Source organism: Paenibacillus sp. YAE3 (assembly GCF_057546105.1).
Genome location: NZ_BAAIYF010000009.1, coordinates 132,874 through 154,052, shown reverse-complemented (window position 1 = coordinate 154,052; position 21,179 = coordinate 132,874). Strand labels below are relative to the sequence as shown.

The 21,179-nt window shown below is 53.4% G+C and carries 19 protein-coding genes; 6 read left to right on the top strand and 13 right to left on the bottom strand.

Going from position 1 to position 21,179, the window contains the following annotated elements; all coding sequences use genetic code 11:
* The first annotated feature begins 140 nt into the window (after positions 1-140).
* Positions 141-947: a DeoR/GlpR family DNA-binding transcription regulator gene (locus tag AC27KL_RS18530; RefSeq protein ID WP_487170611.1), complete on the top strand. Its 807-nt coding sequence runs from the start codon at positions 141-143 to the stop codon at positions 945-947.
* On the top strand, positions 944-2,242 hold the full coding sequence (gene murA, locus AC27KL_RS18525; RefSeq protein WP_487170610.1) for a UDP-N-acetylglucosamine 1-carboxyvinyltransferase: 1,299 nt from the start codon (positions 944-946) through the stop codon (positions 2,240-2,242). Before AC27KL_RS18530 ends, murA begins: the two co-directional genes overlap by 4 nt.
* 127 nt (positions 2,243-2,369) lie before the next feature.
* Here murA and AC27KL_RS18520 read toward each other — a convergent pair whose 3' ends face one another.
* The 5 genes from AC27KL_RS18520 to AC27KL_RS18500 form a co-directional block, all read right to left on the bottom strand.
* Positions 2,370-3,689, bottom strand: a complete 1,320-nt coding sequence (locus tag AC27KL_RS18520) for an MFS transporter (protein WP_487170609.1) — start codon at positions 3,687-3,689, stop codon at positions 2,370-2,372.
* Between the two features lie 57 nt (positions 3,690-3,746).
* Positions 3,747-4,244 (bottom strand): helix-turn-helix domain-containing protein, encoded by a 498-nt coding sequence (locus tag AC27KL_RS18515; protein ID WP_487170608.1) that lies wholly within the window; start codon positions 4,242-4,244, stop codon positions 3,747-3,749.
* Between the two features lie 675 nt (positions 4,245-4,919).
* On the bottom strand, positions 4,920-5,537 hold the full coding sequence (locus tag AC27KL_RS18510) for a YkoP family protein (RefSeq protein WP_487170702.1): 618 nt from the start codon (positions 5,535-5,537) through the stop codon (positions 4,920-4,922).
* 147 nt (positions 5,538-5,684) lie between these two features.
* Positions 5,685-6,566 carry a DUF4362 domain-containing protein gene (locus AC27KL_RS18505; protein WP_487170607.1) on the bottom strand — a complete coding sequence of 294 codons (882 nt, stop codon included), beginning with the start codon at positions 6,564-6,566 and terminating at the stop codon, positions 5,685-5,687.
* A gap of 135 nt (positions 6,567-6,701) precedes the next feature.
* A complete protein-coding gene (locus AC27KL_RS18500; RefSeq protein ID WP_036713066.1) occupies positions 6,702-7,268 on the bottom strand; it encodes a GbsR/MarR family transcriptional regulator in 567 nt (188 codons plus the stop codon).
* Positions 7,269-7,636: 368 nt separating this feature from the next.
* On the opposite strand from AC27KL_RS18500, the gene AC27KL_RS18495 reads away from it, so the two are divergent.
* The 3 genes from AC27KL_RS18495 to AC27KL_RS18485 are packed head-to-tail and all read left to right on the top strand — an operon-like array spanning position 7,637 to position 10,590.
* On the top strand, positions 7,637-8,854 hold the full coding sequence (locus AC27KL_RS18495) for a quaternary amine ABC transporter ATP-binding protein (protein WP_487170606.1): 1,218 nt from the start codon (positions 7,637-7,639) through the stop codon (positions 8,852-8,854).
* Entirely contained in the window at positions 8,832-9,671 is an 840-nt protein-coding gene (locus AC27KL_RS18490; protein ID WP_339322232.1) for an ABC transporter permease, read from the top strand. Before AC27KL_RS18495 ends, AC27KL_RS18490 begins: the two co-directional genes overlap by 23 nt.
* Before the next feature lies 1 nt (position 9,672).
* Positions 9,673-10,590 carry a glycine betaine ABC transporter substrate-binding protein gene (locus tag AC27KL_RS18485; RefSeq protein ID WP_487170605.1) on the top strand — a complete coding sequence of 306 codons (918 nt, stop codon included), beginning with the start codon at positions 9,673-9,675 and terminating at the stop codon, positions 10,588-10,590.
* 190 nt (positions 10,591-10,780) lie between these two features.
* Here AC27KL_RS18485 and AC27KL_RS18480 read toward each other — a convergent pair whose 3' ends face one another.
* Positions 10,781-12,223: an S-layer homology domain-containing protein gene (locus AC27KL_RS18480; RefSeq protein WP_487170604.1), complete on the bottom strand. Its 1,443-nt coding sequence runs from the start codon at positions 12,221-12,223 to the stop codon at positions 10,781-10,783.
* 337 nt (positions 12,224-12,560) lie between these two features.
* Between AC27KL_RS18480 and AC27KL_RS18475 the strand changes: the two genes are divergently transcribed.
* Positions 12,561-13,466, top strand: coding sequence for a hypothetical protein (locus AC27KL_RS18475; protein WP_487170603.1), 906 nt, complete (start codon positions 12,561-12,563; stop codon positions 13,464-13,466).
* A 93-nt stretch (positions 13,467-13,559) separates the two neighbouring features.
* On the opposite strand, the gene AC27KL_RS18470 is transcribed toward AC27KL_RS18475, so the two are convergent.
* From AC27KL_RS18470 to AC27KL_RS18440, 7 genes are all read right to left on the bottom strand, one after another.
* A complete protein-coding gene (locus AC27KL_RS18470; protein WP_487170602.1) occupies positions 13,560-14,321 on the bottom strand; it encodes a DUF6081 family protein in 762 nt (253 codons plus the stop codon).
* 41 nt (positions 14,322-14,362) lie between these two features.
* Positions 14,363-15,274: a prenyltransferase gene (locus tag AC27KL_RS18465; RefSeq protein ID WP_487170601.1), complete on the bottom strand. Its 912-nt coding sequence runs from the start codon at positions 15,272-15,274 to the stop codon at positions 14,363-14,365.
* A 228-nt stretch (positions 15,275-15,502) separates the two neighbouring features.
* Positions 15,503-16,363 carry an aminoglycoside 6-adenylyltransferase gene (ant(6), locus tag AC27KL_RS18460; protein WP_487170600.1) on the bottom strand — a complete coding sequence of 287 codons (861 nt, stop codon included), beginning with the start codon at positions 16,361-16,363 and terminating at the stop codon, positions 15,503-15,505.
* Positions 16,364-16,504: 141 nt separating this feature from the next.
* Positions 16,505-19,177 carry a discoidin domain-containing protein gene (locus tag AC27KL_RS18455; RefSeq protein WP_487170599.1) on the bottom strand — a complete coding sequence of 891 codons (2,673 nt, stop codon included), beginning with the start codon at positions 19,175-19,177 and terminating at the stop codon, positions 16,505-16,507.
* 218 nt (positions 19,178-19,395) lie between these two features.
* On the bottom strand, positions 19,396-19,728 hold the full coding sequence (locus AC27KL_RS18450) for a hypothetical protein (protein WP_487170598.1): 333 nt from the start codon (positions 19,726-19,728) through the stop codon (positions 19,396-19,398).
* 244 nt (positions 19,729-19,972) lie between these two features.
* Complete coding sequence (locus AC27KL_RS18445) at positions 19,973-20,452, bottom strand: DUF3888 domain-containing protein (RefSeq protein ID WP_487170597.1); 480 nt, start codon at positions 20,450-20,452, stop codon at positions 19,973-19,975.
* A 286-nt stretch (positions 20,453-20,738) separates the two neighbouring features.
* Complete coding sequence (locus tag AC27KL_RS18440; RefSeq protein WP_197070098.1) at positions 20,739-21,065, bottom strand: ArsR/SmtB family transcription factor; 327 nt, start codon at positions 21,063-21,065, stop codon at positions 20,739-20,741.
* Between the last annotated feature and the right edge of the window lie 114 nt (positions 21,066-21,179).

The following is a 21,179-nucleotide window of genomic DNA, read 5'->3' as shown; positions in this document are numbered from 1 at the left end:
TCCGCTGTTAATAAAGAAGAATATCAAACCGCAAAAAAACGAACAAAAACGAAACATCATGAATAACATCGTTGACAAGAACGAAGAATCAGGAATAAGATAAGATCATAGCATCGAATTTTTAACCATGGAGGAACGATATGTTAGCTGAGGAACGCCGGCAGCGGATATTGGAGCTGCTTGTCAAAGACGGCAGGGTCATTGCAAAAGATCTCGCCGGCATGTTTGACCTGTCGATTGATTCGATTCGGCGGGATCTGACCATCATGGAAGAACAGGGACTGCTGCAAAAAACATATGGGGGCGCCGTCCCGTTAACGCCGCCTCCGAAGGTACGCACGCTGGCCCAGCCCAGATCCGTTCGATACGGAAACGCGGCGCCGCACCAAGACGCCATCTCGAAATACGCGGCGTCCCTCATTCAGAAAAATGATACCGTCTTTATCGGCGGGGCCGGCATCCAGTACGGGATGCTGAAATTTCTTCCGGGGGACATTCCTTTTACGATCGTCACAAACTCGCTGACCATTGCGGAGTCGATTCGCAGCCTGGGTCATGTCGAGGCGTATCTCGTTGGAGGAAAGCTGCGGGCGAACGGCGACAGCATGATCGATACGATTGCTTTTGAAATGATCAAAAAATTCTATTTCGATATCGGCTTCGTGACCGGAGGCGGGATCGCCCTGAACGGGATCAGCACGGCTACGCCGGAAGGGGCCGCTTTGACCCGGGCCGTCGCCGAAGTTTCCCGGCGCACCGTATGTCTTGCCCCACACGAAAAAATGGGCGTCCAGATGTTCGCCACCTCCATCCCGCTGCATCAGATCGATTTGCTCATTACCGATCAGGGCGCTTCGGACAAAACGTTGCGCGACATCAAAAGCCAAAACGTCAACATCTGGATCGCGGATGAGACCGATCCGGAAGAAGGAGAAGCTGAACAATGAAAGCGATTAAGGTTGTACGCTCCTCGCCATTGCTAGGCAGCGTGAGCATTCCCGGTTCCAAAAACAGCTCCCTCGCCCTGCTTGCGGCAGCTTGCTTGGCCGATGAACCCGTTACGCTGCTGGGCATTCCGAACATCGCCGATTTAAGAGTCATCTATGAACTGGGATCCGAAATCGGCTTGAACGTGGAACGCGATATGAACGGAACCGTACGGTTGGATCCGAGAAATATCCACAGTGCCGATTTGGATCCGGCGAAATCGTCCGCCTTCAGATCTGCTTATTATTTCGCCGGTGCGCTGCTGGCCAAATTCGGAAAAGTATCCGTCGGGTATCCCGGCGGGGACGACTTCGTCAGCCGGCCGATGGACCAGCATATTAAAGCCTTAAAGATGATGGGAGCTTCATTCGCTTTTTTTGATCGTCATTATACGGTGGAAGCCAAGGAATTAAAGGGCGCAACCATTTATTTCGATATGATCACCTGCGGCGCGACCATCAACGTCATGCTAGCGGCCGTCCGCGCTAAGGGTACCACCGTATTGCTTAATGCCGCGCGCGACCCGGAAGTAACGGATGCCGCAAACTTTTTGAATCAGATGGGTGCCAAAATTACCGGCGCGGGGACCGATACCATCCGGATCGAAGGCGTGTCCGCGTTAAAAGGATGTACTTACACCGTCATCCCCGACCGATTGATCGCAGGCGCGTTTTTAATGGCGGCCGGCGTCACCGGCGGCTCAGTGACCGTCCAGGACGTCATACCGGCACACCTTAGGTCTTGTATTGCCAAGCTGCGCGAAATCGGCATCGAGATCGAAGAAAACGAGCAATCCATTACGGCTCATTCTACCGGAATGCTGCGGGCAACCAGAGTCCGGACGGCGATGTATCCGGGGTTTGCCACCGACTTGCAGCAGCCGTTAACCGCCCTGCTGACGCAGGCCGGGGGCAAAAGCATCATCGGCGAGCGCATCTACCCGGCCAGATTCAACCACGCCTACCAGCTCAACCGGATGGGAGCCGATATTAAAGTCCGATCGGGCGTGGCGTACATTAAAGGCGGCACCCAGCTGCACGGCAGCCTGGTGCATGCTTCGGACGTCAGGGCAGGCATCTGCCTGATTCTGGCCGGGCTTTGCGCGGAAGGCACCACGACGATCGCCGGCGTGCAGCATATCGACAGGGGTTACGAAGACGTTGTCGGTTCCTTTCGTGCGCTGGGCGCTAATATCGGTCTATACCCATCCGATACCTCTATGGATCCGAATTCTCTCCTTACCGAGAGCAACTAAAAGTCCGATTGAACAAACCGGCCCTTCGCAAACCATTTCAGCCTTTCAGCCGATGTAAAAAACGGCCCCGTAAAGGACTTCATCCTGCGGGGCCGCACCGCTTTATATGAAGAAAAGGAATAAAGAATTATAGAGATGGGGTCGCTTGCGCCGCATTCGTTTTTTCCGGGGAAGCAAACCAGGATTGATCCACGTCATCGGCCGCAGGCAGCTTTCGCGTGACCGGGTCGAACATCCAATAGATGCCCACGCCCAGCACCGCGAGCCCGCAAACGGCAATGACGGCCGAGCTTGACGTCACGACGCCTGCGCTGCCGCCAAGCAAATTGCCCAGCGGCATCGCGATACCGCTTAACCCGGAAGCCGCGGCAAAAACCGTTCCCATGTTTTTTTCCGGCACGCCTTTTTGGATGACCGTATTGATGATGACGTTGGTGACGCCTCCCGGGAACCAGGCCAGCCCATAAACCAAAACGACGAGCCACGTCCAGCTGCTGAATACGCACAGGCACCAGGCGATCCCGGATAAGCAGAAAGCGGCGGCAAAAACAACGCCGAGACGAACCCGCTCCAGCTTCATATAAGGCGCAAGGAGGGCGCCAAGCAAACTTCCGCAAGCCCCGGCCATAAGCAGCATCCCATAAATCCCGGGCCCGCCCAATCGGTCGGCAAAAGCCGGCATGACCGTAAAAGTCGCCCCGCCCGCCGCGTTGATGACGATCACGCCGAGTTGGATGCGCGACAACGGCGTGGCAAGGATCAGCCGAATCCCTTCCTTCATGTCCGATACGTAATCCTTGAACGGGGTGCGGCGGGTGTTCGATTCCGAGGTTTTGTTTTTTATTATCTTCTGTTCGTTGTTATGCGAATTATTTGGTGTTGTTTTGATTCTCAACTGCATAAACAGCAGCGCCCCGATAAAGAAGCCGAGCGAGTTCCACAAATAAAGCGCAACCGCGCCGAGCAGTACAATGAGCGCCCCCGACGCGGCGTTGCACGCAACGTCAATCCCTTGATACGCAAACGAAAACAAGGAGTTGCCCTGCGTCAGCTGCTTTTTATCCAGGATTTTCGGCAGCGCCGACATTTGCGCGGGATAAAACCACATGTTGATCGTCGTTAAGATCGGGGTAATCGCCAGCACCAGCCCAACCGTCAAAAAATCAAAATAATGCGCAAGGGGCACGACCAGCAGCAAAACCGCCTGAAACAGCTGGGAATACACCAGCAGGCCCCGCAGGGGCACGCGGTCGATCATGGGCCCCGAGAAAAGCTGAATGATTCTGGGCAAGATCGATAGAAATCCGGCGATCCCGGTATACAGCGTGGAGCCGCCAAGGCTGTACACCAGCCACATGGCCGCAACGGCATACAAACTGTCCCCGATATTCGTCAGGATCCGGCCGATGAACAGCAGCGTGAAATTACGATTCTTAAAAATCCCCATCCCATACACCCTTCCCGTTTGTCATTATTCATAACCCAAGCAACCCGGTTTGGCCGGTTATTTTGCCGCTTCCGCCGAAATCACCCGAATTCCGATCGCATATTCCCGGCTGTTTTTCGCTTTCGATGCCGAGGTCTTCGCAACCCATGTTTCGAGCAAAGCCTTGAATTCGGCCGTCATTTCCTCGTGCTGCTCCGGAGTGAGCTGCATTCTCACGTTCATTTTCGTGCTGGATGCCGCTTGATAATCGTCTGCCAGAACCGGATCGACAAGCTGCGTTCCCTTCGTGTTGAACCACTTCGCCTTGGACTTATAATATTTCTCCACGATCCCCCCGACAGTCCGGGTCTCCACCAGATCGATCAATCCGCCGTCGTGCAATTTTTGAATATGATAGTGGATGCTTCCCGGCGATTCCCCAAGTTCATCGGCTACTTGCTTGGCTGTTTTCGGCGTCTCGACGATCGCTCCGATAATCTTCACCCGCTGGGCGCTCCCCAGCAATTTGGCCTGCTCCACCGAGATTTCAATGGATTGGTGCTCATTCTGTTCCATAAACGCGACACTCCCGTTCTTTAAAATTTCGATCCAATTTAATTAATCATTCTACATTTATAATTCATTCTAATTTTTTAGATCGATAAGATGGCTTTATCATAACCCACCATTTTCCATTTGTAAATAGGCATATTTTCTTTTCGAAAAAAATAAAGGCACAACCGCAAGAAACGGTCGTACCTTGGATTTCCATGCTTTTTCCGGTGGCCGGCCAACGACATGGCCGTCAGCGAAGAACAAAGGATATAACGCTCTTCGTCGCCCATATTTCATGAAGCTGGTTTCGTGTCCCTGTCAAGGGCAGGCCGACTGAAATATAGTATACGGAAGCCTACCAATATCCTTTAGGAGGGGAAAATTTTCATGAGAAAACATTCATGCAAATGCGATCCTAAACCGAAAAAGTTCAAGCGGTGTTTTAAAGAAGTCAAAGGCTGCGTCACTTACACAACCATTATCTATAAACCAAAAGTTAAAAAGTACCACGATCCGTTTTCCTGGTGTCAGGAAATTCCGTGTAAGAAGGGCCGCTGTAAACGGAGCCGTTGCCACGTCTGCAGACCCCATAAGAAAAAGCACCATTGGTGAGGCCATCGGGCGCATGTTCCCCATGACATCCTTTAGGCCGCCATCCAAGATGGCGGCTGCTGTTTGAAAACGCTTCACAAGCCGTCATGACACGATCGCGGCCATTCCGGCGACCTTTGCCCATGCTTCCTTCCGATAGCGCAAAAGCAAAGACTGCCTCGTCATCAGCAGCATTTTGGGGACAAGCTTCGTGACTTGCCGCTTCGTGCGGGCTCCGCCTTCCGGGTGCAGCACCCGGAGCAGCAGGCGCAAATAATAGGTCGAGAACATCCGGAAGCTCTTGGACTTCAGCGGATGCAGCTCAAAGCCAAGCCCGTGGATCATCCCGCGGTGCAGCAGCGTAATGCCGGTCAGCGCTTTGACATGCGCTAGCCCGGGATCGGTTTCGAACGCCGCGCTGATCTCCTGCATCGATTTCCGCAGCATTCTGGCGGTCAACAGCGCCGCACGGTCGGCCCCCAGCTCCTTGGAGAGCCGGAGCACCTGCCGGTTGTCCAGATGAAGCTCCCCAACCCAATCGCCGGCATGAATCCATTCTCCGGTATGGCATTCCAGGCTTTTTCCGTGATGCCTCTTCACCACAAGTTTGCAAATTCCATAGGTTTGAACGGAGGAACTCCGCCATTTCGTCATTTGGTCAAACACCGATTCCCAGGCCATCCATAACGACTGAACGCTTGCTTTTGAAAACGTAGCGAACATATTCAATAGGGTTCACGTCTTTCTGTTCAAGATTCGGTCTTCTGCAGCAGACCGCCTTTTTTCCTCGAGGAATGGCTTCTATTAACGTTTGACGGCCCGGATCGGCAAAACCATGCAAAAAAAGAAAAAAAGGTGCTTTCGCTAAAGTTATTTTCCCGTCCCTTGCTCCGCCGCCGTCTTCGGCAAGGACCGATAGACGGAACCAGAGTGTACGATCCCGATGATTTCCTTCGCTACCGCCGTCATTTGCTTGCCGTCCGGACTGCCGTCGCAGGAATTCCACCGAAAATTCCGTTTGCCGCTGTTGATGTATACCGTCAGATCATACGCATCCCCCGCGGGGCCGCTGCAGGCAGCAGAGAGCTTTTTCTCGGTCAGGTAACCGGCAAGGACCAAGGCGCGGTATATTTTCTGGAGATCCTTTTCCGGAATGGCAAAGTCGCTGACCGCTGCCATGCTGTCGCCTTCAAGGCTTTTTACAAGCTTCTGTTCCGCCGTATTGATTTCATTTTTCAAGCCGGGACCATACTTCAGAACTATATCGAAGCGGTCCTGCCTGCTCACGTCAAAATGAACCGTCAACAGCTCGACCTCCTCCCTTTCCCCTGCGCAGCCCGTAAGAACATACCGGATTTGCGTTTCCGTTTCCCCGCGGTTCATCCGGCCGCAGTCAAAGGTCATTACCGTGCCCGAACCGTATTCGTCCATCGTCGTATCCAGCCGCAGCTCGACCCGGCCGTTTTTACGCGTTAAATCATGGTAAATGGGATCGCCTTCGATCGTGTACCGGATCAGCCGCTGCGTTCCCTCTTTTTCGTTCACGAAAGCATCCAGCCTTCCCAGGTTTTTGACCATCCCGTGCATGTCGACCACATCGGCGCCCTTGGATGTTTGGCCGTCTGCTCCCGGTTTCTCCGTATGGTGAGGCGTTTCTGGAGTTTTTTTGCCGTTTTGCGGCTCCTGCCGGTCGGAACAGCCGAAGATGAAAGTCAGCATAACGATGAGCATAAGCAAGCCAAGCTTTTTCATAGAATCCCCCTCTTACTCGTGACGTTTTCCCTTCCTGACGTACCCGCTTGACAAAAGGTTCCAGCAGCGCCGGTCCACGGGCAGAAGACACAAAAAAAGGACCTTGGGAGCCTGAAGCATCCCGGTCCTCTATGATTAATTTTCCCTGGGCGGCACTTTCGGTACCAGCTTGTAAATGTCCCCGTTTTCAAAGGTATCGATCAGCCGGTCCAGCCACTCGTAATAAGCGAACGCATCCTGGAGCTTGGCTTTGTCTTTGCGCAGCATCTCCATCATTTCCGGATCTTCCGCGTATTCCTTCTCCATTTTATTGATTTCATCCGTCGCTTTGCGAAGGACCATCATGTTGGATTCCACGGACTTTCTCCATTTGATGTCAAAAAAGTCGGTAAACGTCTGGTACCAATCGTACTCCACTTCATACAGGTCTTTGCGCGAGCCTTTTTCCCAAACCTTGTTTACCATTTTCAGATCAAGAAGCGTGCGAACGCCCGTACTCATACTGGTTTTGCTCATCTTCATTTCGGCGCCCATCTCATCCAGCGTCATCGGCTTGTCCGCAAAAAACAGCAGGCCATAGAGATGTCCCGTCGATAAGGAAATGCCGTATAAGTCCATATTTCGCCCGATCGTTTCGATCACACGTTTGCGTATTTTGTCCAGCGCCGCATGCTGCGCTTCTTTGCCCGGGTCCAAGCCCATGCTTGCAACCTCCTTATAGTTCAGCCATTCTCTCGGGTGTTTTCCGTTAGATCACTCATCGCTTAGACGAAAATCCAGAGGCAACAACCTTCTTGGTCTATTGTAGAAAAACGCCTTTTAAAAGTAAAGAAGCCTCAGAAGCCGCATACGGGAGCATACGGGAGGAAACCCGAGGAATGGTTTGTACAGTTTTTTCTGTACGTTCTTTACATACTGTTAATACGTTTGTTACGATATTGTTAGTTGTTGCATCGTTCAACGCCACGGATTCCATCGGCGCTCTTTTTTTCTGCTGTTTAAAGGGCCGCCGATCGAATCATGGGTTTTTGCAATTTTTGTGCTCTAACTGGTTTAAAGGGGGGATTCATTTGTCCATCTTACAGCTTCATAAGGTAAGCAAATTGTTCGGTCCCCACGCGGAGAGCTGCGTGGAGCTTCTCGAGCAAGGTTGGACCAAAGAAAGAATAGCCAAGGAGAAAAACGTTACGGTTGGCGTCAACCGGGTCAGCCTCGATATCGAGGCCGGCGAAATTTTCGTCATCATGGGATTGTCCGGCAGCGGCAAATCGACGCTTGTGCGGATGCTGAACCGCCTCATCGAGCCGACGTCCGGGGAAATCCTCGTGCATGGCAAAGATCTGATGAAAATGAACAAGGAGCAGCTGCGTACCGTCCGCCGCCAAACGATCAGCATGGTGTTCCAAAAGTTTGCGCTGTTTCCGCACCGCACCGTGCTTGAAAACGTGGAATACGGGCTTGAAATACAAAAAGCGGATAAACGCCAGCGGCGGGAAAAAGCGAAGCAATCGCTGGAGCTCGTCGGACTTGCGGGCTGGGAAAGCAAACGCCCGGACGAACTCAGCGGCGGGATGCAGCAGCGGGTCGGCCTGGCCAGGGCGCTTGCCAACGATCCCGAAATTTTGCTGATGGACGAAGCCTTCAGCGCGCTTGATCCGCTGATCCGGCGGGATATGCAGGATGAGCTGCTGGATCTGCAGGAGAAGATGAAAAAAACGATCGTCTTCATTACCCATGATCTTGATGAAGCGCTCCGGATCGGAGACCGGATCGCGCTGATGAAGGACGGCGCCGTCGTGCAGGTCGGAACGCCGGAGGAAATTTTGACCCAACCGGCCAACGCCTATGTGGAACGTTTCGTGGAGGATGTCGACCTTTCGAAGGTGCTGACCGCATCCCATGTCATGCGCCGTCCGGAAACCATCATGGCCGACAGGGGGCCGCGCGTCGCGCTGGAGCTGATGCGCGAACGCGGCATTTCCAACCTGTTCGTCGTCGACCGCGCCAAACGCCTGCTCGGCGTCATCACGGCGGAGGACGCTTCGGCCGCCATGCGCGGCGGACAGTCGCTGGAAGATATTCTGATCGTCGACGGGCCGCGCGTCCATCCGGACGTCGTCATGAACGAATTGTTCGAAATCACGAGCCTGTCCAAGGTGCCGCTGGCCGTCGTCGACGACGAAAATCGCCTTCTCGGCGTTATTGTCCGCGGAGCACTGCTCGGTGCCCTCGCCGGACAAAACCATCCGAAGGAGGTGATGCCGGATGCCGAAACTACCGCTGGATGAATGGATCGAGACGATCGTGGGCTGGATGGAAGATCATCTGACGTTTTTGTTCGATATGATCTCCGGCGCCATTGAAGGGATCGTCAATGCTTTTACCTGGGTGTTCATGCTGCCTCATCCTTTTCTTTTTATCGTTATTTTGGGCATCCTGGCCTTCCTGGTCGGGCGCTGGTCGCTGGCCCTGTTCTCCGTCATCGGCTTCCTGCTGATTTATGATTTGGGGTATTGGTCCCAAACGATGGATTCCTTAAGCCTCGTCATTACGGCCGCGCTGATTTCCGTCGTCGTCGGCATTCCGATCGGGATTTGGTGCGCATACAGCAAAGGCGCTGCCCGGATCATCACGCCGCTGCTCGATTTCATGCAGACGATGCCGGCGTTCGTTTATTTGATCCCTGCCGTCACCTTCTTCAGCATCGGGGTCGTGCCGGGCGTCATCGCCTCCGTCATTTTTGCGATTCCGCCGACCATCCGCCTCACCATGCTGGGCATTCAGCAAGTGTCGGGCGAGTTGACGGAAGCCGCGGATGCCTTTGGTTCGACTTCGGGCCAGAAGCTGTTTAAGGTGCAGCTGCCGCTCGCGATGCCGACGCTGATGGCGGGCGTGAACCAGACGATCATGCTGTCGCTGTCCATGGTGGTCATCGCTTCGATGATCGGCGCGCAGGGGATCGGAGCGGAAGTATACCGCGCCGTAACCCAGCTGCAAATCGGCAAAGGTTTTGAAGCCGGACTGGTGATCGTTATTTTGGCTATCGTACTGGACCGTTTTACGCAACAGCTGTTCAAAAAATCCGATCGAAAAAGGGGAAGATAAGATGAAAAAACAAAGCAAATGGTTGATGCTGCTCGGTCTCGCCGGCATACTGACGCTTTCTGCCTGCAACAGCGGCAGCGGCGGCGCGGATAACGGCAAAACGGAGAACGGAAGCTCCGCGGAATCCATCGGCAAGCAAGTCAATCACGAAATCATCGGCATCGACCCGGGCGCGGGCATCATGAAGGCCACCAGCAAAGCGATCGAGGAATACGGCTTGTCGGACTGGAAATTGATCGAAGGCTCCGGTGCAGCCATGACGGCGACGCTGGCCAAAGACATCAAAGCCAAAAAGCCCGTCATCATTACCGGCTGGACGCCGCACTGGATGTTCTCCAAATACGATCTGAAATATCTTGACGACCCGAAAAAGGTATACGGCGAAGCCGAAGAGATTCACACCGTGGCCCGCAAAGGCTTGAAAGAGGATGAGCCGACGGCCTACGAGTTTCTGGACCGTTTCGAATGGACGTCGGATGAAATGGGCGAAATCATGACCGCCATCGAAGAAGGCGCCAAACCCGAAGATGCGGCGAAAAAATGGGCCGAAGACCATCCCGACCGCGTAAACGAATGGATCAAGGATCTGAAGCCGGTAAGCGGCAATAAGCTGAAGCTCAGCTATGTCGCCTGGGATTCGGAAATCGCCAGCACCAATCTGCTCCAATATATCCTTCAAGAGAAGCTTGGTTACAAGGTAACGGCCTTGCAGGTCGAAGCCGGCCCGATGTGGACCGGAGTCGCCAACGGCGACGTGGACGCGACCGCCGCGGCCTGGCTGCCGCTGACCCACGCGGACTACATGGACAAATACAAGGATAAAGTCGATGACCTCGGCGCCAACATGACCGGCGTCAAAACCGGGCTTGTCGTGCCGTCCTACGTGGACATCAACTCGATTGAGGATTTGAAAAAATAAACGGGCTTTGCCTGATAAAAAATGCTTTAACGCTGATGATGCCGTCCCAATTGGGGCGGTTTTTTTTGGCGGGGAATTCTTTTGCCCCCAAGCCTGTGAAATCAAACAGCCTCCGCGAATGCGGAGGCTGTTGCACATTTACGTTGCCCATAGGGACCATACGTTTTTTATGCATGATGTGCCGTTCTCGTTACTTTTTGCCGTTACCCTTCCCGTGGCCTTTTCCATTTCCGGGTCCATGGCTGTCTTCATGTTTACCTTTGCTTTGGTTTTGTTCCGGTTGCTTTTTTTCGATGTTGATTTCTTTTCCGTTCGAGAATTTCACCGAAAGCTCGATCTCTTGGACGTCGCCCGGATTCACGTTAAGCACCGATACCAGTTTGCTGAGGGCATCCTCGGGATTCGTCCGCTCGGTAATCGCCGCATCGCTCAGCCATTTTTCGATGGCCTCCGCGGCTGGTTTTCCTTCCAGCTTCTCTCGGGTTTGGCCGGACTTGCGCTCGAACTCCGCTTCGATCTTCCCTTTTTTGTTTTCGTATTCCGCCTCCACTTTGCCCTGGCCGGTCAGCTTCATTTCAAGTTCCAATTGAACGACCGTTACCTTCGACGGCTCGTTCGGCTTCGGCGCGGAATCTTTCCCGCCATCATTCGGCTTCGCATCGAGCAGGACGGCTTCTTTGACGATGTTGTCCAATACGACCAGCTGTACGGAGTCATGAACCGCCAATTGGTCTGCGCGGACATATTTGGTATGGTACGACACGAGCAGTTCGGGCGAAATGCCGTAGGTGAACGATTGGTTCGCGTATGTAGCGATAGTCACGCTGCCGTCAACGGAACCGTAGACGCTGCCGCTGACCGTGGCCGGCGTTTTGGATTTGTTGAATTCAATGTTCTGAATCACGCCGCTTACTTTAACCGCGCCGGCCTGATCGAGCAGACCGCCGCTCGTTCTGTCCAGCAAGGCGGCGATTTCGGCCCGGGTCACGTTTTTGTTCGGTTTGAACGTGCCGTCCGGATAACCGCTGATGATCCCTTTTTCGACCGCAACGTTCACATAACCGACGGAGCCGGCAGGAATGGCAGCCGCATCCTTGAACGCCGGCGTCTTCGTCATTTCATGCAGTGCCTCGGACTGCAGCCCGAGCGACTTGACGAGCAGCCCCGCAATCCACACGCGGCTTGCCGGCTTTTCAGGCTGCACCGCTTGCTCGGAAGCGTCGAACAAGCCGTTTTCCAGCGCCGCCAAAATATAACCCTTTGCCCAAGGATATTTTTTGCCGATCAGTTCGGCATCTTTGAAATGAAGCTTCGCATCCGGCTTCTGGGCTTTGGCCTGGTCTTCCAGTCCGAGCAGCCGCACGGCCATGACGATCGCCTCTACCCGGGTGACCGGCTGATTCGGCCGGAACGATCCGTCCTCGAACCCTTGAAGTACGTTTTTCGATTTCATTTTGGCGATGTAGGCTTCGGCCCAATCCGCATCCCCGATGTCGTTAAAGTCGAGGGCAAACGGGGGCTTGGCGCCTTTTGAATCCGCTTTCTTGCCGCTTGAAGCCGAGGTCATTCCGGCAAGGCCGGCCGTCAAGATGATGACCAGCACAAGCGTAAGCAGGTTTCTTATTGTTTTCAACGATAATTCATCTCCTTCGAATAGCGATGGCTTGATTCAGCCGGTGCTTCCGTGCCTCCATGCGCGGCCTGCGTTCCGGAGGACGGCTTTTCCGGCCGGTTTGATGGAATCTAATGTTGTTTATCGACAATATTCGATGTTTTTTAATGGGCATCTAGTCCTAAATTATTGGATTGAACCGGCCATTCCAGGGCTCCCCTCGCTTCCCCGCTTGAAGTCGGGGATCCTATCGACCAAGGTCCAGGAAAAAGTCCAGTCCCCGGATGGAGGCAGCAAGGACCCATTCCCAATAAAATACAGTTAATTTCAAAATTGAACTGGATTGGGGAGATTCGTTGTGAGAAAGGTCAGAAGTACAAAACAAAGCGCAGCCATCCGCTTGTTTGAAGGCGAGAAATGGCTCGTGCTGACATCCGTGCTCGGTTTTTTGCTCTCGGCGTTTTGCGGGCTTTGGGTGCTCGCATTCGGGAGCGAGGCGGCTCCGGGAGGAAACATTCTAAATGCGTTCTCTTTTAACGCAGCCATCGGCATCTTTCTGCTGTCCACGGCGGCCATCCTGCCGTATACCGGGCTGGGGAGCAAAGGCAGGGCATTCTTCCGGTATCCGTATATCGTGCTTGCGCTTTATTCCTATGCAGCCGAAACCGTGCAAAATTTTCGCGGGGTGAATCCAAGGTTTGTCGTTGGGGGCACTCCCTTCGACGAGGCGGTCGGTAATATTTTCGCTTTTGTCGCATTGCTTCTCGTTCTTTTTTACCTGGCCATCGCCATTACCTATTTCCATCCCAAGGTATACGCCAACTATCCGGAATTTGCAACCGGAATTCGCTATGCCATGGTTGCCGTCACGCTGTCGTTTGCCGCGGGCATTTGGATTTCGGTGAATCAGGGCCGGACGGTGGGCCTTCACGGGAACATCATTTGGCTGCACGGCTTGGGTTTCCACGCGCTTCAGGCGATCCCGCTCGTCGGCTGGTTGGCGGAGCGTTCTTCCCTTTCCAGGGAAACGCGGCTGCGGCTGGTTCATGTTGCCGGCATCGCTTATGTATTGGGGCTGATCGCGATCGGCTGGCAGACGGTTTTAGGCCATGCCGTTCTTGAATGGTCGGTTCCGACGGTTGCGGCGGGCGCCTGTTTCCTGATCGCGTTGGTGGCGGGGATCCGGGTGCTTGGCAACACGCCTGCGGATCGCATTTTCACGCCATCGGCGGCACCTGCTCCCCGGCGTTCGCGCGTCCTCTAAAAAACAGAGCCCCGAAAATGATGGCTTCTCAATCGAAAAAAGGCGCCCCTTCCCTCCGACAACGGAGTCAGGGACGCCTCTTTCCATTGAATATTACTTCTCTTCCTTATTGCTGCCGGAGTGGCTTCCGTCTTTGATCGTCACGGTGACCGGCGAATATTCCGCGGTGACCGTTTGCCCGTGGACGGACACGCTGCCCTCCGGCGAAATGTCTTTTTCGGTCATGATGCCAAGCGCGATCGTAAATTCATTGAATTTGATCGGAATCTGTTTTTCGCGGCGGATTTCTACACCGTTCAGATAAAAGATCGCTTCGTCGTTGCCGCGGTCATACGTAATTTTGTACGTGTTGAACTCGCGCGCTTTGAAGTTGGTATCTTCCTTGAAAATGCAGAAATAACGCGTTTTATCGGACGGCGGCACCTCAACCCCCGGGAAAGGAAGCACCGCGTACACGCTGGCGTACTTGTCGTTTCCGGCAAAAAAGTCGAGCGCCGCTCCCGTCGTAAAATCGAGCAGGTTAAGCGACACGTAACCGTCGTACAGGTCGCCCGGGACCGTATTTTGCGTGCGCGCTCGGATTTGCAGCTCAAAGCTGACTTCGCCGGATTCAGGCACCTTGATCGTTTCCACCGAATAATACATATGTTTGGCGTTGTCCAAAATTTGAATCTGGTCGTTTTGGCGGCTCAGCGGAGCGCGTACGTACAGGATGCCGTTGCGGACGATGACGACCGCATTCGGCTCGCGGTATTCCCAGAACGAACCGTCCGGCAGCGGAAACCCGCCGATTTTCCAAACCTCGCCTTCCGACAAAATGGTATGAAAATCGCCGATCACTTTTTGTTGTTCCATGTGGCTAAGACTTCCTTTCTTTTACGGATGGAATAAGCAAATCAAATCAGTCCTTGAATCACGAGGCACACGATCATGATCAGACCGCTGAGCTGCGCGGATTTGACGGATGCGCCCATCAAAGGCAAATAAGCATGGGAGCTGTTTTGCGGCTTCAGCCTGCCGTATACCTGGTAAAGCGGAAGCATGGCCGGCAGCGCCAGCAAACCGTATACCGGAAGCGCACCGGCAATGACGCTGATGACCAGCATGACGGCGGCCAGAAAAAGCAGGAATCTGGAAAACGCCAATGCCCGCTTCTCGCCCCATACGACGACCAGCGTGCGTTTGCCCGCCTGACGGTCGGCCTGCCAATGCAGAAAATGGTGGTTGAACAAAATCAGCGTCGTCAAAAGTCCGATCGGAAGTGAAAGCAGCAGCGCCCTCAAATCCAAATGGGAAGTCTGCACGTAATAAGCGCCCATGACCGGAAGCACGCCGAAGGAGAGCAGGATCGCGATTTCGCTGTACCCTTTCCCCCGGTACCCGAACTTCAGCGGAGGCGCCACGTAAAAGTAAGCGATCAGCCCGCCGAGGGCTCCGAAAACAAACGCCCAGATGCCGGAACAGATCGCCAGCACGATGCCGCAAACGGCAGCCAGCGCAAACAGTCCCCACGTGATGGCCGCAAACTTGCGGACGCTCCACACCTGGTTCGTCAAAAACCCGGAGTTGGTCGAAACGGCGTCAACCGCTTCTTTCGCCGCGGTATCCGTTCCGCTTTTGTAATCCCACAGGTCGTTGATCATGTTGGAAAACAAATGCGCGGACGCCGCCCCGACCAGCGTTATCAGGAACAACCAGACGTTAAACACGCCGTCCCACACAAACGCGCCGAGCGCGCCCAGCGCAACCGGGATGAGCATGACCGGCACGACGCCGAACCGGGAAGCTTTTCGAAATTGCTTGAGCATGTTCGCCGATGCTCCTTTCTTCTAAGGATACCCCTATTCTTTCGGGAATATGGATTCGGCGCAAAACAAAGCCACCGAACAAATGATATTTTTCACAAACTTTTCCGTAAAAAGCAGCCTCTTTCAGAAAAAAGAAGCCGCGTGAAATGATAGGATTTTTCAACATCCCTCGTAGGAAAAAAGTTGTGTTTTCTTTCTATTTCAGCATAGCACTTTTATCGATCTTTGTCATGGAGTGTTAGATTTTGCATAAATCCGTTCCGTGTAGCCGGTGATGGCCGCGTCATAATCCGGATAGTCGTAGCCCAGGCTGGCGGATACCATTTTGGAATATTTCCGAAACAATTCATAACAAGTCAATAAAGATTGCCACATGTTCGCGTACCCTTGTTCGGCATACGTGGACAGCAGCTTTTCCCAATCTTCCGGCGGAAGATAACGGTCGATGAATTTATAGTTTTTGCCCACGCTGAAAGAGAAGCCCTTCTCTGTCCCGATCTGCCAGGACATCATGCGCAGCAAATTCGGCCGGGCAATCTCGTTCAAATGGTCGATGGCGAACAGAATCTCTTGGCGGGCCAATCCCTTGACGACGTACGTGGACACCATCCAAAATTCGTTGCAGCAATCGTCGAACTCCCTGGCAGTCGGCTTTTGGATCCAATACTGCCGGTCGCTCGGACGAACCTCGCGTTTGACGAGACCGTCCTTGTCCAGCAAAACCTCGACCAAACCGTCGCTGCCTGCAAAGTATTCATCAGACTCGGCTACCGGAATAAGCGTTAGATCCAATTTAAGCCCGTCCTCAAAAAGAATGATGTACGAAAACCAATTGCCGAGTTCGGGCGGAAAAAGCTCCATATCCTCCGGCTTTTGCATCATCAGGCGTTCCCCGAAGACGTTCAGCCACTCATCGCTTGCTTTGAACGAATCCATATCCGTCACAAAATAAGAAATATCAAAATCCTGAAACGCATCCCGGGGGATGTTGGCGTTGGTTCGCGACCCTTCCAGCGTGACCATTCGAATCCGGGGATCATTGACGGCGAAGTCGACGAGCAAATCCATGAATTGTTGTTCGTTTCTCATTTTGAGTTCTGCCCTCCCAGCGCATAAAATATCGCTATTTTTTAACCAAATGCTAGGCCATCCCCTATTCTACCTAACCTGAAAAAAGAAAGCTACGGACGCCGCCCGCGGCATCCATAGCTTCGTTTGCCAAACCAAAATCTATCGTTTGATGTTGTCCAGCGCTTTTTTGCCCAGACGTTCCAGCAGCTGCTGTTTGTACAGGCTTTCCACCTTCACGTGTTTGCCGAGGCTTTCCCAGTAACCGTCGCTGCGCGGACGCGGGTCGTATTCGCTTGGCACGAGGCCGGGCACCTTCGGACCCGCATGTCCGATCGCGTAGTTTTGCGCCGTCGGCGGCTGCTGCGAAGTGAGCTCGTTTTCGGTATTCCAGGAGACATAGTTCGCTCCCGCCCAGCCATGCCCGCTGCCCAGCCAGCCGCGGTCGCGGATGGAGATCGGCGCATCGATGTTGTCGAACAGGCCGCCGACCGACCAGCGGTGATGCGGTTCGCTCGTGTTGTAGTTTTGGGTCGCCTTGCCGTCCAGGAACACGTTTGGCCCCTGCACCCGGCTGTCGACGACAAAAGCATGCCGCGCCGTTTCCGTGTAAATCCTTTGCGCCAAATTCAGCTGCCCCATCTGGTGGATCACATAACGGCGGCCGCCGGTAATGATACTGACCATGTCGTACATTTTGCTGTCCTGCACCGTAATCCATTTGGAGTTGCGGCTCATCTGCACCAGCGAATACGACAGATGATAACCGGTCACGTCGCGGACCCAGCCGTTTTTGACGCTGTTAAAAACGACAAAACGTTCCGCGTGCTTTTCGTCGGCATGGTACGGATCGGTTTTGTCGTTGTCCATCACCGTATCCATCACGCTCGGGTCGAACTCGGTATCCGCTCGCATGTTCTCCACGCCGACCTGCTCGATCCGGGCGCCATCCGTATATTTGAACAGCTGCCCGCCGCCCCATTTTTGCTCGATGGCATTGGCGATAGACGCATCCACCGTAATCGTGTTGCCGTCGATCGCCGTGATGACGCGGTCAAAATCGAGATTAAACGGCGACCACTGCGTGACGGTTCCGCCCGGGCGATTATAAATGTAGTCCATGCCGATCTCGTGAATCCAGTTTTTGTCGCCGATCCGGCGGACCACGACCGTATCGCCAACCTGATACCCGCTGGCATCGTCCACGTGGAAGGTCCGGGAGCCGGAAGGCACGTACAGATCGGTGATCGTTCTCATGGAGTCGTTATCGATGCTAAGGCCCGTATTTTCCCCGATTTCGATCAGATTGCGCGGCGTCGTTCCCGTGCCGTAGATGAGGGTGCCTTTGTCATCCTGCCCTTCGCCCCGCAGCACGACGCCGCTGGCTTTGATTTTCAGCGTGCCTCCGACCTCGTATTTCCCTTTTTTAAGCAAAACCGCTCCGCGGAAGCCGTCCTTGCCCACCGGCAATTGAGACACTTCATCGATGGCCGCCTGAATGCGGGCCGTGTCGTCCCCGTCCCCCGGCTTCACCGTCGCCTTCACTTTGACGTTCGGGATTTTTACGCCGCCGCCCATGTAGCCGGCGTTCGAAAAATCCAGAATTTGATTGCCGCGGAAGTCGCTTACGTACACCAGCTTGCCGTCATCGCCCAGAAAGGCGATTTGGCTCTGGTCCTTCGGAATGCTCTTTTTGTCCCATACTGTAAAGTAGAAGGAGTCGTATACCGGCGGTTTGCCTGCTTGCTCCATCGTCAGCCGGATTTCGTACCGGCCTTTCTGATCTGCCGTGCCCGCGGGCGTCCACTGCTTGGTCTCCCCTTTCGCCACGGCCACCGGGTCCAGCTTGGCAATGACCTTGCCGCCGTAGACCAGTTCGCCGCTCAGCGTGCCGTTCACGTTGGAGATGGTCGACACGGATGGATACGCATCTTTCGGCTCGATGAGTGCAGGCTGGCCTATTTCGCTTGGGATACGCGGATGGGCGAGCGTGGAGTTCATCACGTATTTCTCATCCGCAAACGCGTTCGGATCATCGACCACGATCCAAAAATCATTCGTTTTCAGCTGCGTCGTCGTTTGCACTACGCCATGCACAAGCGCCGCGCCCACCTGGTTGGCCGTAAACGCTCCCGAAGGATCGATGCTCACGTCCTGCGTCGTCGCCGCGAACGTCTTGGCGTAAGGCGTCAAATCCACTTCCTGCCCGGAGTCCAGTTCGCCCTTCAGGACCAGGCTGCCTTTCTCGCCTTTATTCAAGCGGATTTCGGCATTGTTCGGGTATTCCTTCCCGCTCGGGTCCGTAAAATAGATCCGCTTCAGCCCGGCGGGGGCCGGCGCTTCCGTGCTGTGATACACTTCAAGTTCGGACAATTGAACGTTCAAGTCTTTGCTTAAATTGAGATGGAGTTTGATATATCTTGCGGACACGTTTTCGAACATTGCTGCCTCCGTTGCCGTCAAATCTTTATTTTTGCCGTATGCCTGATTCCAGCTGCCGTTGTCGTCGGAATAAAGGATTTGATAATCCTTTAGGTTATCCGCGCGATTGAGATGAAACATGACTTTGTTGAAGGTTTCCCTGGCTCCGAGGTCGACCGATATCCAGACGTTCATATCGTCCCCGCGGTCCGCCGCCAGCGGCTGCCAGACGGTCGAAGGATCGCCGTCCACGGCATTGCCGGCCTTCCCGGAGCTGGCCTGCGCGTTTTTGCCGAGCGCCAGATTGGCGCTTGGGTCGCCGGCTGCAGCCGCCTTGTCCTTGCTGCCGGATATAGCCGGAAGTATCAGCAACAGAGCCATGAAGCCGAGGCCAAGCTTTTTCATCGAGCCCATCAATAAAATCCCACCTCTCTGAAATGAGGATTGTGCGAAGTGGCTAGGATTGCATTCCGCATCCCCTCTATTTTGAAATCGCTTACATTTTAACTTGCGCAGGTGTGGAAAGACATGTCTTTTTTATCGATGGGCTTGTGTTTTGTTAAGGAAAACGCGCGGAGGCATGCCAGCGTTCAATTTCGCTGATATAGCTGCTTTTTCTTCCGCGCTCCTCGTCACCTCATGGATCTTGCCACTTCGATCATTTTTTCCTTGGTAATGGTCATGCTTTCCATCTCGACATAAGTATCGCCCTGGATCCAATGCAAAATGCCCCCGGGGATTGGCTTCCGATCGACCCAAGCGACAAAATATCCTTTAGCTTTACCGATTTGCACGACCTCCCCTAAGGTACTCTGCTCAAAATGCTCCTGCACGATCCTTGTCCGTGAAGTGTGGTTTCGAAGGTCGATGATCTCGATTTCCTTCTTATATACATATCCCTTGGCCTTATGCTGCTCGATGCCCAGAACGTATTCTCCCTTAGGATCAAAATAATGCAGCCTCACATTCCGGATCGGTTCGTTAAATCGCAGCAGATACGGGGATCTGACTTCAACCCTTCAATCGCGGGCAAGCTTCCCGCCGGGCAAAAGCAGTTTAAAGTCCGCATGAGTTTTGATCTTGTTAAAATCAACGGGCTCCTCGAGGGCTGACGCTGCACCGATCGAAACAGCCGCGGCCAGCAGTATGTTCAATAGCAAAATGTTTTTTGTCCCTTCATATGAAATAGAGTCTATGCGGCATGTCCCATCAATCTTCCTTCAGCAAAGCATCGCCCCATTTACGCATCCCTAACGGCTGATGTTTAATAATATCCTCATAGTTCGGCGGGAAGTTAATCCTGATTGGACCCTTCAAATGTTCATAATGCCCGAGTTTAATGTCGTACGGGGAGATTTTGAAAATAAAACGATCTTTTCCTACAGGAATGTGGGGTCCGACGGTGGGAGTTGCCTCTAAAGTAATCCAAAAACTAAACGTTCGATAACCGTGAATCCGTTCGACGTTAGTGACATCCACGAAATATGGATACAAACCAGGAGGCTCCGTCAGAATATCCTCATATGCTTCAACCAGCTTCGATTGCATCTGAGGTAAAAGGACCAGCATAAGCATGTCCTCCGTTTGCAGTTTTCTTGAATCCGAATAAGGTTTTTCCTCGGCAAAACAAAGCCTTCCACCGGACAACATACAGAACATAACGGAGATCAGAATTGCCCATTTCCTCAAGTGACCGCCTCCTTCGCAATTAAGATTCTAAGAATCATGCCGATTTATGCACTTCTTATACCTAAGCGAAGCAGCGGTACGGAATCAATTTTAAAGTTGTTGACTTCATTTGCAATTTTTTGTTCATCCTTCGCCGCTATTTCCTGAACCTCTATGAAAATGCCCCTTCACGCTGCATGGTTGCAAATTTTAAGCGCCCCCGTCAATGCCGGAGGCGCTTTTGCTTTATCCGGAAGAGGTGCCGGCATGAGTTTACAAATCCCTATACCGTGCCGCCCGCCTCCTCTTATTCATACAGCCAGCCCAAGGACTCCGCAAAATCCTTCAGTTTGTCCGGCTGCAGCGTATAATAGTGCCTCTTTCCCTCCCTGCATTCTTTGATGTAGCCCGCTTCCTTGAGCTCCTTCAAATGGTAGGACAGTTTGGACGGCGATACGTCCTCCAGTTTAAGCTGCAAATCCGCAGGACACACGGCAGCAGGCTCAAACGTGCAGACAGGCGACTGGTAATCCGGCTGCCTGCCCTCTTTGATCATCACCAAAACCTTCATCCGAATCGGGTCGCTAAGTGCTTTGGCCGCTTTGGCCATATCATTTTCATAATTGGGTCTCATGGAAAATATTATACGCCTCCCTTATTGACAATTCAACTTTTCTTGAAATATAATCATTTCAAAATATTTTGAAACGAGGTGCTTTTTAATGCCCCCACGAGATTTATCCTCCAC

Bases quoted from the DNA above. Each gene is read 5' to 3' on its own strand.
- AC27KL_RS18505 (WP_487170607.1), bottom strand. From the start codon at position 6,566: ATGAAAAAGCTTGGCTTGCTTATGCTCATCGTTATGCTGACTTTCATC.
- AC27KL_RS18455 (WP_487170599.1), bottom strand. From the start codon at position 19,177: ATGGGCTCGATGAAAAAGCTTGGCCTCGGCTTCATGGCTCTGTTGCTG.
- AC27KL_RS18510 (WP_487170702.1), bottom strand. From the start codon at position 5,537: ATGTTCGCTACGTTTTCAAAAGCAAGCGTTCAGTCGTTATGGATGGCC.
- AC27KL_RS18500 (WP_036713066.1), bottom strand. From the start codon at position 7,268: ATGGGCTTGGACCCGGGCAAAGAAGCGCAGCATGCGGCGCTGGACAAA.
- AC27KL_RS18520 (WP_487170609.1), bottom strand. From the start codon at position 3,689: ATGGGGATTTTTAAGAATCGTAATTTCACGCTGCTGTTCATCGGCCGG.
- AC27KL_RS18470 (WP_487170602.1), bottom strand. From the start codon at position 14,321: ATGGAACAACAAAAAGTGATCGGCGATTTTCATACCATTTTGTCGGAA.
- AC27KL_RS18490 (WP_339322232.1), top strand. From the start codon at position 8,832: ATGCCGAAACTACCGCTGGATGAATGGATCGAGACGATCGTGGGCTGG.
- murA (WP_487170610.1), top strand. From the start codon at position 944: ATGAAAGCGATTAAGGTTGTACGCTCCTCGCCATTGCTAGGCAGCGTG.
- AC27KL_RS18440 (WP_197070098.1), bottom strand. From the start codon at position 21,065: ATGAGACCCAATTATGAAAATGATATGGCCAAAGCGGCCAAAGCACTT.
- AC27KL_RS18485 (WP_487170605.1), top strand. From the start codon at position 9,673: ATGAAAAAACAAAGCAAATGGTTGATGCTGCTCGGTCTCGCCGGCATA.
- AC27KL_RS18515 (WP_487170608.1), bottom strand. From the start codon at position 4,244: ATGGAACAGAATGAGCACCAATCCATTGAAATCTCGGTGGAGCAGGCC.
- AC27KL_RS18530 (WP_487170611.1), top strand. From the start codon at position 141: ATGTTAGCTGAGGAACGCCGGCAGCGGATATTGGAGCTGCTTGTCAAA.
- AC27KL_RS18465 (WP_487170601.1), bottom strand. From the start codon at position 15,274: ATGCTCAAGCAATTTCGAAAAGCTTCCCGGTTCGGCGTCGTGCCGGTC.